Origin of the sequence: Streptomyces hamibioticus (assembly GCF_047946815.1) — a bacterium.
Taxonomy (GTDB): domain Bacteria; phylum Actinomycetota; class Actinomycetes; order Streptomycetales; family Streptomycetaceae; genus Streptomyces.
On the sequence record NZ_JBKKQY010000001.1, the window covers coordinates 2,910,973 to 2,923,793 of the forward strand.

General features: G+C 72.4%; 9 protein-coding genes. 5 read left to right on the plus strand and 4 right to left on the minus strand.

Annotated elements, in window-relative coordinates:
• The first annotated feature begins 10 nt into the window (after positions 1-10).
• Positions 11-1,639, plus strand: coding sequence for a DUF5691 domain-containing protein (locus tag ACLGIH_RS12875; protein ID WP_416525393.1), 1,629 nt, complete (start codon positions 11-13; stop codon positions 1,637-1,639).
• A 47-nt stretch (positions 1,640-1,686) separates the two neighbouring features.
• On the opposite strand, the gene ACLGIH_RS12880 is transcribed toward ACLGIH_RS12875, so the two are convergent.
• Positions 1,687-2,103, minus strand: coding sequence for a coenzyme B12-dependent isobutyryl CoA mutase small subunit (locus ACLGIH_RS12880; protein ID WP_416525394.1), 417 nt, complete (start codon positions 2,101-2,103; stop codon positions 1,687-1,689).
• Positions 2,104-2,667: 564 nt separating this feature from the next.
• Between ACLGIH_RS12880 and ACLGIH_RS12885 the strand changes: the two genes are divergently transcribed.
• Together ACLGIH_RS12885 and ACLGIH_RS12890 are read left to right on the plus strand one after the other, a co-directional pair.
• Positions 2,668-3,660 (plus strand): esterase/lipase family protein, encoded by a 993-nt coding sequence (locus tag ACLGIH_RS12885; RefSeq protein WP_473246768.1) that lies wholly within the window; start codon positions 2,668-2,670, stop codon positions 3,658-3,660.
• A gap of 250 nt (positions 3,661-3,910) precedes the next feature.
• Entirely contained in the window at positions 3,911-5,464 is a 1,554-nt protein-coding gene (locus tag ACLGIH_RS12890; RefSeq protein WP_416525395.1) for a peptidoglycan DD-metalloendopeptidase family protein, read from the plus strand.
• Positions 5,465-5,542: 78 nt separating this feature from the next.
• On the opposite strand, the gene pcrA is transcribed toward ACLGIH_RS12890, so the two are convergent.
• Positions 5,543-8,026 carry a DNA helicase PcrA gene (gene pcrA, locus ACLGIH_RS12895; protein ID WP_416525396.1) on the minus strand — a complete coding sequence of 828 codons (2,484 nt, stop codon included), beginning with the start codon at positions 8,024-8,026 and terminating at the stop codon, positions 5,543-5,545.
• A 441-nt stretch (positions 8,027-8,467) separates the two neighbouring features.
• On the opposite strand from pcrA, the gene ACLGIH_RS12900 reads away from it, so the two are divergent.
• On the plus strand, positions 8,468-9,709 hold the full coding sequence (locus ACLGIH_RS12900) for a C40 family peptidase (RefSeq protein ID WP_416525397.1): 1,242 nt from the start codon (positions 8,468-8,470) through the stop codon (positions 9,707-9,709).
• 49 nt (positions 9,710-9,758) lie between these two features.
• Here ACLGIH_RS12900 and ACLGIH_RS12905 read toward each other — a convergent pair whose 3' ends face one another.
• Positions 9,759-10,112 (minus strand): hypothetical protein, encoded by a 354-nt coding sequence (locus tag ACLGIH_RS12905; protein WP_416525398.1) that lies wholly within the window; start codon positions 10,110-10,112, stop codon positions 9,759-9,761.
• Between the two features lie 430 nt (positions 10,113-10,542).
• Between ACLGIH_RS12905 and ACLGIH_RS12910 the strand changes: the two genes are divergently transcribed.
• The gene (locus ACLGIH_RS12910; protein WP_416525399.1) at positions 10,543-11,595 is read left to right on the plus strand and encodes a C40 family peptidase; all 1,053 of its coding nucleotides are present in this window, start codon (positions 10,543-10,545) and stop codon (positions 11,593-11,595) included.
• Here the strand turns inward: ACLGIH_RS12910 and ACLGIH_RS12915 are convergent.
• A complete protein-coding gene (locus ACLGIH_RS12915; RefSeq protein WP_416525400.1) occupies positions 11,579-12,556 on the minus strand; it encodes a MarR family transcriptional regulator in 978 nt (325 codons plus the stop codon). The two genes, ACLGIH_RS12910 and ACLGIH_RS12915, sit on opposite strands and share 17 nt — an antisense overlap.
• Between the last annotated feature and the right edge of the window lie 265 nt (positions 12,557-12,821).

Below are 12,821 nucleotides of genomic sequence, written 5' to 3' on the forward strand. Positions count from 1 at the left end.
CATGAACGGCATGAACAGCTTGAACGGCTTGAACGGTATGAACGGCATGCCCGAGCCCCCCGCCTCCTGGGAGGATCTCGTCACGGCGGCCCTGCTCGGCACGGACCGCCGTACGCCACCGGGCTGCGCTCCCGGCCCGGACGCGCCGACGGCACTGCTGGACGCGGCCGCGGCGCAGACCCTCCGCCGACGCGCCGGTCTGCGCCCGGCCCGCTCGGCCGACCGTCCGCAGCCGGCGCCGGGCGACCCGCGTCCGCCGCTGCCGGCCGCGGCCGCCCGCAGACTGTCGACGCTGCTCGCCGACCGCTCCGGCGCCACCGGCTCGGGCCGCAGGGGCACGGCGCCGGATCTGATGGAGCTGCTCCCCCAGTGGCTGGCGACGGCCAACGCCCGCGGTTACGCGGCTCCCCCGGAGTCGCTGCCCGCCCTGCTGGACGCGGCACGGGGACGTACGGACCTGCGCCCGGCGGCACTGGCCTTCGCCGGGCCGCGCGCCCTGTGGCTGGCCCGGCTGAACCCGGACTGGCGGTTCGCGTTGCGGGCGGCACCGGGTGGCGACGGCGCGCTGCCCCGCCCCGAGGACACCGCCGAGTTGCACCGGCTCTGGCAGGAGGGCCTGTTCGCCGAACGGGTCGCCCTGCTGTCGTCCCTGCGTTCCCACGATCCGGCGGCCGCCCGCGAACTGCTCGGCACGACCTGGGCGACGGAGCGGGCGGAGGACCGCCTGATGTTCCTCGACTCACTGCGCACCGGCCTGGGCCCGGACGACGAGCCGTTCCTGGAGCACTCCCTGTCCGACCGCAGCCGCAACGTCCGCGCGACGGCGGCGGAACTGCTGTCCGCACTGCCGGACTCGGCACTCGCCGCCCGGATGGCCGCGAGGGCCGGTACCTGCGTGTCCGTCGACCGCACACGGGACACACCGACGATCCTCGTGGAGGCGCCACACGAGTGCGACACGGCGATGGAACGCGACGGCGTCGTGGCGAAGCCGCCGGCGGGCCGGGGCGAACGTTCGTGGTGGCTGGGCCAGCTGGTGGAAGCCGCCCCGCTCGCCACCTGGCCGCCCCGCCTCGGCGGACGCACGCCCGAGGACATCGTCGCCCTTCCGGTGGCGGACGACTGGCAGGGCGAGTTGCACGCGGCCTGGTGCCGGGCGGCGGTACGGCAGCGGAACGCCGCATGGGCGCGGGCGCTCCTCGGGGCGCCGACGGCGCCGGAGGCCGGCGGCCCGGGCGCGGTGTCCCTGGCCGAACGGGCCAAGCTGCTCGCCACACTGGACCCGGCGGAACGGGCCGAGTGGGTCGCCGGGTTCATCGCGACGCACGGCCTGTCGGAGGCGTTCCAGCTGCTCGGGGTGTGCGCGGTGCCGTGGGCGGCGCCGCTCGCGAGGGCGGTGGTGGACGCGCTCGACATCGCCCGGGACGCGGGGAGTTACCCCTGGAGCTTCAGCGGCGTCATGGGCCTGGCGGAACGCTGCCTCGACCCCTCGGAGGCGGGCCGCCTCGACGCTCTCCTGGCGAGACCGGACGAGCGGGAGGACGCGTCGCCGGGCGCGGGCGGCTACTGGGCGGAGGCGTTCCAGCGCCTGGTGACGACGTTGCGGTTGCGCGCGGCGATGACGGAGGAACTGGCCTGACCACAGCGGACATCACCGCGCCCCACCGCGCCGCGGGCAACCGCGGGCTACGCCCCCGCCGGCTGCCGCGCGTTCTCCCGGACCCAGTCGACGATCGACGTGGTCGTCGCTCCGGGCGTGAAGATCTCCGCGACGCCCTTCTCCTTGAGCGGAGGGATGTCCGCCTCGGGGATGATCCCGCCGCCGAACACCAGGATGTCCGCCGCGTCCCGCTCCTTGAGCAGCTCGATCACGGCCGCGAAGAGCGTGTTGTGCGCCCCGGACAGGATGGACAGCCCGATCGCGTCGGCGTCCTCCTGGATCGCGGTGTCGACGATCTGCTCGGGCGTCTGATGGAGCCCGGTGTAGATGACCTCCATACCGGCGTCACGCAGTGCCCGCGCGATCACCTTGGCCCCGCGATCGTGGCCGTCGAGCCCCGGCTTGGCCACGACCACGCGGATCGGACCGGCTGCCACACCCATCACTGCCTCCATGAAGCGACTACATCCATCCGTACCGACAAGGACCGCGCCGAAAACACCGTGCCCGACCGTCCCGGAGAAGTGAACGAACGTTATCTCCAGCATCCCGCAACCGGCAGTTTCGCGGTGCATACCGAGGGGGAAATCACACGGAGGGACACGCGTACGGAGAGCCGCACTCGACGATCACCCGCTGGGGACGCAGGAACCGCCGAACCGTTACCGCCGCAGCACTCGGAGCGCTCACACACGCTCATCGATCAAAGCGGTCACAGCGCTCACACCTGCCCCGCAGCACCTTCAGCTCACACTTTTCCCACAGGCATCGTCGAGCCCCGGTGTCACGGCTCTCCACGAGGGCACACGGGGGAAACAGGCGTTGCTCCGCGTGCCGACAGGAGGTCGGCCATGAAGGTCACCAGGGCAGTACAACCCCTTCTCCCGCTCTGCCGGCGCTTCCTGCCGGGCCTGCCGCCACTCCCCGGCCTGCCGGCCCTCTCGGCCATTCCTCTCCTCTCGGCACTGCCGATCCCCTCGGCACTGCCGATCCCGACCGCCTTCTCGATCCCCTCCACCCTGCCCATCCCGTCCACCCTGCCCATCCCGTCCCCGAGGCTCCCGGCCCTCTCCCTGACGCTGCTCAAGGCCACGGCCCTGGAGATCGCGATCCTCGCGGGGCACCTGTTCCTCTACCCGTCGGGCCTCACCCAGGAGCGCCTGCTCGCCGCCCCGGCGCCCGCGCCCCGGCCCGGCACCGCGTCCGCGCCCACACCCACGTCCGCGTCGACGTCCACGTCCACGTCCACGACCAGCCAGGACGCGCCGCCCGAAGAGGCTCCCCTGAACGCCCCGGCGGCCCCAGCCGCCGCCTCCCTCGTCGCGCCCCGTCTGCCCGTCGAGGCCCCGCAGGCCCACCCGCCGGTCGTCCTGCTGCACGGCTTCATCGACAACCGCTCGGTCTTCGTCCTGCTGCGGCGCAACCTCGCCCAGCACGGCCGGCAACAGGTCATGTCGCTCAATTACTCACCGCTGACTTGCGACATACGCACCGCGGCAGACCTGCTCGGCCGTCACATAGAGGAGATCTGCGAACGCGCGGGCAGCGAGCAGGTCGACATCGTCGGACACAGCCTCGGCGGCCTGATCGCCCGTTATTACGCACAGCGACTCGGCGGTGACCGCCGCGTCCGGACGCTCGTGACGCTCGGTACGCCACACGCGGGCACCCGCGTGGTGCCCCTGGCGAACGCGCACCCCATCGTCCGCCAGATGCGCCCCGGCTCACCGGTGATCGAGGAGCTGGCCCTCCCCGCCCCCGGATGCCGTACGCAGTTCGTCAGCTTCTGGAGCGACCTCGACCGCGTGATGGACCCCCTGGAGACGGCCTGCCTCCGCCATCCCGACCTGACCGTGCAGAACGTGCAGGTGAGCGGCATCGGCCACCTCGCCCTGCCCGTGCACCCGGCGGTCGCCACGGGGATTCGCCAGGCCCTCGACGCGGCCACGACGGACACCGCCACGCTCGACAACCGCACCGGCGGCCTGACCGTCGCCTGATGACACCCGTCGCCGCCTGAGCCACCGCCCGACCGCCTCACAAGGCCCCGGCGGCCTTCACCGATCGGCCACCGAGTCGAACGTTCATCGAACACAAGGCCAAGCGCGGGTCCGCAGTCCCCCAAAACACGGCCGGTTGCCCGTTTCCTGCGCGCGTGAAACCTGACGAAGATTGTCGTGCCCGCGTACCGCCGGGTACAGTCGCCGCACTGCTCTGGCAGCCCCTGTTGTCGAGGCGAAAGAGAAGTTGGTGAACGACCGTCACCCGTCGGGGACCATGACACCCCCGGCCTCGGCTTCCGACGCCGCCTCCGCCCCCTATGGGGCCTACGGCACCCAGGAAGCCCAGTACGGCGACCTCACCACGTACGGCGGCCACCACGCCACTGGTTTTGTCACCGGCACGCCCGCCCCCGCGTCCTTCGAGAGCGACCCCCTCTTCGGCAGCCTCCCGGGCCAGAACACCGGCACGTACGAGACGGCGCCCTACGACGCCACCGGAACCTACGAGACCGCCGGCTCCTACGACGGCACCGGTTCGTACGACACCGGCCAGTGGTCCACCGGCGCCCACGAGACGCTGAATTCCGGTACCCACGAGTCGCTGACGTATGACACCTACGGGACCCAGCAGCACACCGGCTACGGCACCACCGCCTACGACACCGGCGCCTACGACACGGCGGCCTGGACCGCCGAGTACCAGCAGCTGCCCGTCGTCCCCTCGCAAGGAACCGGCCCGGACACCTCCGGGCAGTGGGACGCCACCGCCTGGATGCAGCCGGACCAGTCCGGCAACCCCGCCGACCGGACCCAGCAGTGGGCCTGGGACACCCAGTCCTTCGACACGGGCACGCTGGACGCCACCCAGTGGAACACGGACGGCGCATCCGAACACGGCACGGCCCCGCCCTCCGGCGACAGACCGACGGACACCGGCGAACTCCCCACGGTCACCGGCCCCCTGCTGCTGGACGACCAGGAAGAGACCAGCGACTCCGGCTCTGCCGCCGACGCTTCCGGCACCGCCGACGCCCCCACCGATCCCCGGTCCCCCCGCTCCCCCCGCTCCCGCCGCCGCCAGCCCGCCAAGCGCTCCGCGCTGCTGACCATCGCCGTCCCCTCGGCCTGCGTGATGGGTGTCGCCGGGATCGCCGCCGCCTCCGTCGGCACACTGGGCGGCGAGGAGAGCACCGACGCCGCGGCCTCCACCCCCGACAGGCAGCCGGTGAAACCATCCGCCGCCAACAACAAGCTGGACACCCAGCTCGCGATTGTGTCGGCCGGCGCCACCGACTTCGCCGACCGGGCCAGCCGGACCCAGGAGCGCATCGACCTCAAGGCGCAGCAGGAGGCGGAGAAGAAGCGCGCGGCGGAGGAGGCGGCCCGCAAGGAGCGGCTCCGCCCGAAGTTCGCCCTGCCGGTCGCGCAGCACGGGCTCAGCGCCTACTACGGCCAGTCCGGCATCAACTGGATGTCCGTCCACTCCGGCATCGACTTCCCCGTCTCGTACGGCACGCCGGTGCTGGCCGCGACCGACGGCACGGTTCGCACCCAGTGGAACAGCGCGTACGGCAACATGATGATCGTGACCGCGAAGGACGGTACGGAGACGTGGTACTGCCACCTCTCCAGTTACCGCGTTCCCTCCGGCACGGTCGTCAAGGCCGGCGACCCGATCGCGTACTCCGGCAACTCGGGCAACTCCACCGGCCCGCACCTGCACTTCGAGGTGCGGCCGGGCGGCGGCTCGGCGATCGACCCGCTGTCGTGGCTGCGCAGCCACGGCCTCGATCCGACCTGACCGGCCGGCCGGGCACCCCTCGCGCAGAGCGCCCGGCGTAGCACGTTCCCGGCGCGGCACGTGCCGGCCGGGCCTGCGTCAGAGCTTCTCCACCGGCGCGTACCGCAGCAGCAGCCGCTTGGGCTTGGTGTCTCCGAAGTCGATCGTCGCCTCGGCGTTCGCCCCCGTGCCCTTCACCGCGACCACGGTGCCGAGCCCGAACTGGTCGTGCGTGACACGGTCGCCGACCGCCAGTGCGACCGTCGGCTTCTCCCCGGCCCGGCGGGTGGCGAAGCCGGAACCGCCCGACGCCGACGAACGCGACCGCGACGACGACAGCGAGGCCGCCACACCCGACACCGGGCCGGCGGGCGCGGTGGACGCGCCCGCGCCCGTGCGCTTCCACGCCACATGGGCCGCCGGGATCTCCTCCAGGAAGCGCGAGGGCGGGTTGTACGAGGGCTGGCCCCAGGCGCTGCGCATGGTCGACCGCGTGAGGTACAGCCGCTCCCGCGCGCGCGTGATGCCGACGTAGGCCAGCCGCCGCTCCTCCTCCAGCTCCTTGGCCTGGCCGAGGGCGCGCATGTGCGGGAAGACGCCGTCCTCCATGCCGGTGAGGAAGACCACCGGGAACTCCAGGCCCTTGGCGGTGTGCAGCGTCATCAGCGTGACGACGCCGTCGCCGTCCTCCTCGTCGGGGATCTGGTCGGAGTCGGCGACCAGCGCGACCTGCTCCAGGAAGTCGGCCAGCGTCCCGGCCTCGCCCTCGGCGCGCTCCTGCTCGAACTCCAGGGCGACGGCGGCGAGTTCCTGGAGGTTCTCGATCCGGGTCTCGTCCTGCGGGTCGGTGGACGACTGCAACTCGGCGAGGTAGCCGGTGCGTTCGAGCACCGCCTCCAGCACGGTCGCCGGTCCGGCGCCGGACTCGACGATCGTCCGGAGGTCCTCCATCAGCGTGTTGAACCGCTTGACGGCGTTCGCCGACCGCGCGGCCATGCCGTACGCCTCGTCGACCCGCTTCAGCGCCTGCGGGAAGCTGATCCTCTCCCGCTGGGCGAGCGCGTCGATCATGGCTTCCGCCCGGTCACCGATGCCCCGCTTGGGCACGTTCAGGATGCGGCGCAGCGGCACCGAGTCCTCGGGGTTGGCCAGCACCCGCAGGTAGGCCAGGACGTCCCGGACCTCCTTGCGCTCGTAGAAGCGGACGCCGCCGACGACCTTGTAGGGCAGGCCGACGCGGATGAAGACCTCCTCGAAGACACGGGACTGGGCGTTGGTGCGGTAGAAGACGGCGACGTCTCCCGCCTTCGCCTCGCCCGCGTCCGTGAGGCGGTCGATCTCGTCGGCGACGAACTGGGCCTCGTCGTGCTCGGTGTCGGCGACGTACCCGGTGATCTGCGAGCCGGCGCCCTGGTTGGTCCACAGGTTCTTGGGGCGGCGGGACTCGTTGCGCTCGATGACCGCGTTGGCGGCGCTCAGGATGGTCTGGGTGGAGCGGTAGTTCTGCTCCAGCAGGATCGTGGTCGCGTCCGGGTAGTCCTCCTCGAACTGGAGGATGTTGCGGATGGTGGCGCCGCGGAAGGCGTAGATCGACTGGTCGGCGTCGCCCACGACGCACAGCTCGGCGGGCGGCAGGTCGTCCTCGCCCGGCGGGACGTCCTCGTCGTGGGCGCCGGTGCCCACCAGCTCCCGCACCAGGGCGTACTGGGCGTGGTTGGTGTCCTGGTACTCGTCGACCAGGACGTGCCGGAAGCGGCGGCGGTAGTGCTCGGCGACGTCCGGGAAGGCGCGGAGCAGGTTGACCGTCGTCATGATCAGGTCGTCGAAGTCGAGGGCGTTGGCCTCGCGCAGCCGCGACTGGTACAGGGCGTAGGCCTGGGCGAGGGTCTTCTCGAAGCCGTCGGCGGCCTGGGCGGCGAAGTCCTCCTCGTCGATCAGCTCGTTCTTCAGGTTGGAGATCTTGGCACTGAAGGACTTGGGCGGGAAGCGCTTCGGGTCCAGGTCGAGATCGCGGCAGACCAGCGCCATCAGGCGCTTGGAGTCGGCGGCGTCGTAGATCGAGAACGAGGAGGTGAAACCGAGCTTCTTCGACTCGCGGCGCAGGATGCGCACGCACGCGCTGTGGAAGGTCATCACCCACATCGCGTTGGCCCGCGGGCCGACGAGCTGCTCGACGCGCTCCTTCATCTCGCCCGCGGCCTTGTTGGTGAAGGTGATCGCGAGGATCTGGCCCGGGTGCACGCCCCGCTCGGCCAGCAGGTGGGCGATGCGGTGGGTGAGCACCCGGGTCTTGCCGGAACCGGCGCCGGCCACGATGAGCAGCGGGGAGCCTGAGTGCACCACGGCGGCGCGCTGGTTGTCGTTCAGCCCGTCCAGGAGCGCGGCCGTGTCCACCACCGGTCGCGGGGCGCCGTCCCGGTAGTAGGCGTCCCGGTCCGGCGGCGTGTCGAACTTCCCCCCGAACAGATCGTCCGGGATCGACTCCGGAAGGTGATCGTCGTCGGGCGGGGGCGGGGGTTCCTCCTCGTGGCCGCGGGGGGCCTGGAGGCTCGCCAGGAAGCTGTCGTCAAAGAGGCTGCTCATCGCTCTACGAGTCTAGGGCGCCCCACCGACAACCGGCCGCCGCCTCGAAAATTGGCCCGAAGGCCCCCGATCGGCACGGCCACGACACCGCTCGTCACTCATCGTGAAGCGTTGATCGCAGGTCACGAAAATGTATCGGGCATATCACCCACCAACCTTCACAGCTGCCACACGGGTTGGCTACCGTGCGGGCAGGCCGCACGACCCCTACCGGCGAACGTCGCCGGGCCGCGCGGCCTCCGCCGAGTCCGGCGCGCCCGCAGGCAGCCGGAGCCGGGGACCCGACCGAGACCATGGGTGAATCGGCCCACACGCCCTCCGGGGCGCGGCCGTAGGGCACACCTTCCGGAATTCCGCCCGAACCATCCCCCAGCGCCTCGACGGCCTGGGGGCACCCCCACCGCTCACCCGGTAGGCGGAGCACGGAAGGAGTCGCCTCCTTTGGCGTCGCACCGCAAGTCGCGTCCCGCGGGTACGCGCGCAGCAGGCATACGGACCCCCGCCCTCGCCACGGCGGCCTTCACCTCCGTCGCCCTGCTGTCCCAGTCGGCCAACGCCGACCCCGCCGCCCCCTCGCCCCCAGCCTCCCCCTCGGCCGACGACAAGCCGAGCCTGGAGGAGGTCGAGAAGAAGGTCGACGACCTCTACCGGCAGGCCGGCGCCGCGACCGAGAAGTACAACGCGGCGAAGGAGAAGACCGCCAAGCAGCGCAAGCGCGTCGACACCCTCCTCGACGACGTCGCCGAGCGCACCCAGAAGCTCAACGACGCGCGCAAGGAGCTGGGTTCCTTCGCCGCCGCCCAGTACCGCACGGGCGCCTCCGTCCCCGACACCGCGGCCTTCCTGCTCGCCGACAGCCCGCAGGACTACTTCGACCGGAACCAGCTGATGGGCCGGCTCACCGGCCGCCAGAAGGCGGCGGTCGACGACTACGTCACGCAGCAGTCGGCCACGATGGAGAAGCGCCGGGAGGCCACCGAGAGCCTCGAGACGCTCACCGACGCGCAGAACGACCTGAGGACGGCCAAGGCCACCGTCCAGAAGAAGCTCGCCACCGCGCGGGAGCTGATGTCACGCCTGACCGCCGAGGAGAAGGCCCGCCTCGCCGCGATCGAAAAGGAGAAGCGGGAGGAGGCCGCCCGCAAGGCCGCGGAGCTGGCCCGGCAGCAGGCGGAGGAACAGCGGGAGAGGGAGCGGCGGGAGCAGGCCGCCCAGCAGGAGAACGACCCCGCGCCCCCCGCTCCGGCCACCGGTTCGCCGGCCCCGGACAGCGCCTCGCCGGCCGCGGACGGCGGCTCGCCGGCGGCGCCGGGCCCCTCGTACGCCACCAAGGCCGACAAGGCCGTCGCCTTCGCCCGCGCCCAGATCGGCAAGCCGTACGTCTGGGGCGCCACCGGCCCCGGCTCCTACGACTGCTCCGGTCTCACCCAGGCCGCCTGGAAGGCCGCGGGCGTGACGCTGCCCCGCACCACCTACGACCAGGTCGACACCGGCACGACGGTCCCGCTCTCCCAGGCGCTCCCCGGCGACCTGGTGTTCTTCTACGACGACCTCTCCCACGTCGGTCTCTACATCGGCGACGGCATGATGATCCACGCGCCGAGGCCCGGCGCGTACGTCCGGGAGGAGTCCGTCCACTACGACGGGGAGTCGTCGATCCACAGCGTGGTGCGACCGGCCTGAGGAGCTCACGGGAGCCCGCAGGCTCCCTCCCGGGTCGCGCCGGTGCCGCTCAGGTCCACAGCACGGCGATGAAGACGTTGGCGACGGTGAGCAGACCCACCAGCCCGAACAGGCCCTTGTCCACCTTCTCCTCGTCCCGCTTCACGTAGACGAGGCCGAGGATCACGATCAGCAGCGCCAGCTTCACGCCGATCTTGATGTTGTCGACCGGCTGGTCGTCGGCCTGGTTGAGGCCGACCAGGATCACTCCGGTGACCAGCATCGTCAGCGCCCCGTGCAGCATGGCCGGGGTGTAGCGGGCGGTGCCCCGGCCCATCGCCTTCATCTGGGTGAGGAAGCCGCCGAGCAGGGCGGCGATGCCGATGATGTGCAGGCCGACGAAGAGGTGGATGAGTACGTCCATGAGGCCGGAGCCTAATCACGGGTACGGCGGCGCCCCGCACCGGCCCGGGCGACGCCGACCGCTCCCGGCGAGCACCTCGGCAGGGGTGCATATATGCGCCCCGTAGCACCGCTCCCCCGCGTCCGTCCCGCCCTCCGGCACATCGGTCAGCACCCCGCGTGAAGGCGACGGCCGCGGAACGGGACCGCGGTCGCATACGGTCACCGCCGGTCCCCTGGCGTCACTTCCGCACATACCGCAACCGCCCCGGCACGGCCGGGTCTAGCGTCCTGCCCCAGGTGCCCGGCTCCCCACCGCCGCCCGGGCCGGGGGCGGCAGTCGGCACCACCGCCGAAAGGGTCCGGTGGCGGCCCGTCCCCTGTGCGGGGCCGCCGCCGGACGCGCCGGCCGGCAGGCCACAGGAGTCGTACGGAAGGACGGGTGAGCCCTCGTGGGTGCGCACCGCAGACCCCGGCAACGCGCGGCGGGCGGCGGCAGCGCCCGTGCGGCCGCCGCCTTCGCCCTCGCGGGGGCCGCGACCGCGACCGGCCTGGACGGGACCGGTCATGCCGAGCCGGACCTCACACCGGCGCAGGTCAAGGCCAGGGTGGACAAGCTGTACCAGGAGGCGGAGATCGCCACCGAGAAGTACAACGGCGCGAAGGAGAAGGCCGAGGCGGCGGAACGCCGGCTGGAGGACCTGCGCGACGAGACCGCCCGCAAGGAGGACCGCCTCGACACCGCGCGGAGGGCGCTCGGTTCGGCCGCGGCGGCGCAGTACCGCAGCGGCGGTCTCGACCCGGCCCTGCAACTCGCGCTCTCCTCGGACCCCGACGACTACCTGGACCGGGCGGCGTTCGCGGAACGCGCGGGCGTCCGACGGTCGGCCGCCCTCGGCCGGGTCCGCAAGCAGCTCCGGGAGGTCGAACAGCTCCGCGGCGCCGCCCGCATCGAGCTGTCCACGCTCAAGTCCCGGCAGGCCGACCTGAAACGGCACCGCAAGACGATCACCGGCAAACTGGACGAGGCCCGTCGGCTGCTGTCCCGGCTGACCGCCGAGGAACGCGCGCGCATCGGCGCGGGCCCGGACCGCGCCTCCCGCTCACCGGGCGCACGGGGCGGTCTGGCGGCCGCCGCCTCCGCGCAGGCGACCGGCTCCCGCGCCGCGGCCGCCGTCTCCTACGCCTACTCCAAGCTCGGCAGCCCCTACGTATGGGGTGCGACCGGCCCGGACGCCTTCGACTGCTCGGGCCTGACCCAGGCCGCGTACCGCTCCGCGGGCGTCTCCCTGCCCCGCACCACCTACGCCCAGATCGACGCCGGCCGCCGCGTCGCCCGCTCCGGCCTGCGCCCCGGCGACCTGGTCTTCTTCTACTCCGGCATCAGCCACGTCGGCATCTACGTCGGCAACGGGCAGATGATCCACGCCCCCAATCCCTCGGCACCGGTCCGCCTGGCCCCCATCGACCAGATGCCGTTCGCGGGGGCTACGCGGGTGGTGTGAGGGCCGGTTCCCCGCGAGACCTCGTCACCGCCCGAGTCCGGCCCGGTCTCCGGCACACCGAGGGCGGCGGAACGACGGGCGGAGCACTGCGCACGGTGTCCCGGACGTCACCGGGTGCCGCGACGGTACGGCAGCCCCGGCACAGCCCGCCGACGAAGGCGGCCGGACGCCCCGGCACCCCGCACTCGGTGCACTCCGGCATCAGACGGCCGACGAGCCGGGGCGCGGCGCTGTCCCGCACCGGCGCGGAAGCCGCGGGGGCCGCCTGGACGGGCGGCACCTTGTCCCTCAGCCGACGAGCCACGAACCCGCGCGGTGCGTGGACGGCGTCGGGCAGACCGGCGGTGAGCGCCCGCATCAACGAGACGGTGTCGGTTCCCCGTTCCAGCCAGGGGACGACCAGGTCGACCAGGTCACGGCAGTCGGCCTCGGACAGGGCGAGGCGGGGTTCGACGCGGCCGAGCCGGGCGAGGACCCGGTAGGCCGTGGCCCGGTGCGTTTCGGGGGCGGCGGACGCGGGCTCGGACTGAGGCTCGGGCACGGACTCGGGGTCACTCGATGGGGTGGTGACCTCGTCCGTTCCGATGACCGACATCGCGACGTCGGTGGCCTCGCCGCCCTCCAGGAAGCGCGCCCACCAGGCACTGTCACGAGCGGTGCCGGACCAGAACGTACGGAACACCCAGCGCGTTCCACCGTCTCCGGTCGCGGCGAGACCGCGGACGCGGTGCAGATGCCCGGCGCGGGAGAGGTGGTTGAGGGCGCTGCGGACGGCCTGCTGGCCGTAGAGCGGGAGCACCTTGGCAAGGCTCTTCACGTCCATGGCGGCGCCGTCGGGCAGTCGGTCCACGTAGGCGGCGATGTAGGCCTCGCGGGCGGGGAGGTGCGAGAAGTCGGCGGGGCGGAGGGCGGCGCCGGGCCCGGCCGGGGCGCTGCGCTTGCCGTAGCCGGGATTGGCCATGGGATGAGCTGCGGGTGCGGGCAGGACGGCGTTAGAGTTTTGGTAAGCCACGAGATCGGGTCCTGATCTTGGGGTGAGACCCCGGCGGGTGCTGGTAACACCCGACCGGGGTTGTTTGTTGCTGCGAACGCTAGAGGGCCGCGACGGCGCGTCGCAAGCCGATCACGAAAAGTCATGTCGGCTGCTGGGGCGGCCAGTTGGCGCGGGGAGGGTGGGCGGGTGGGTTGAACACCACCCACCCATTCCTCACAAACGGCGCTCGGAT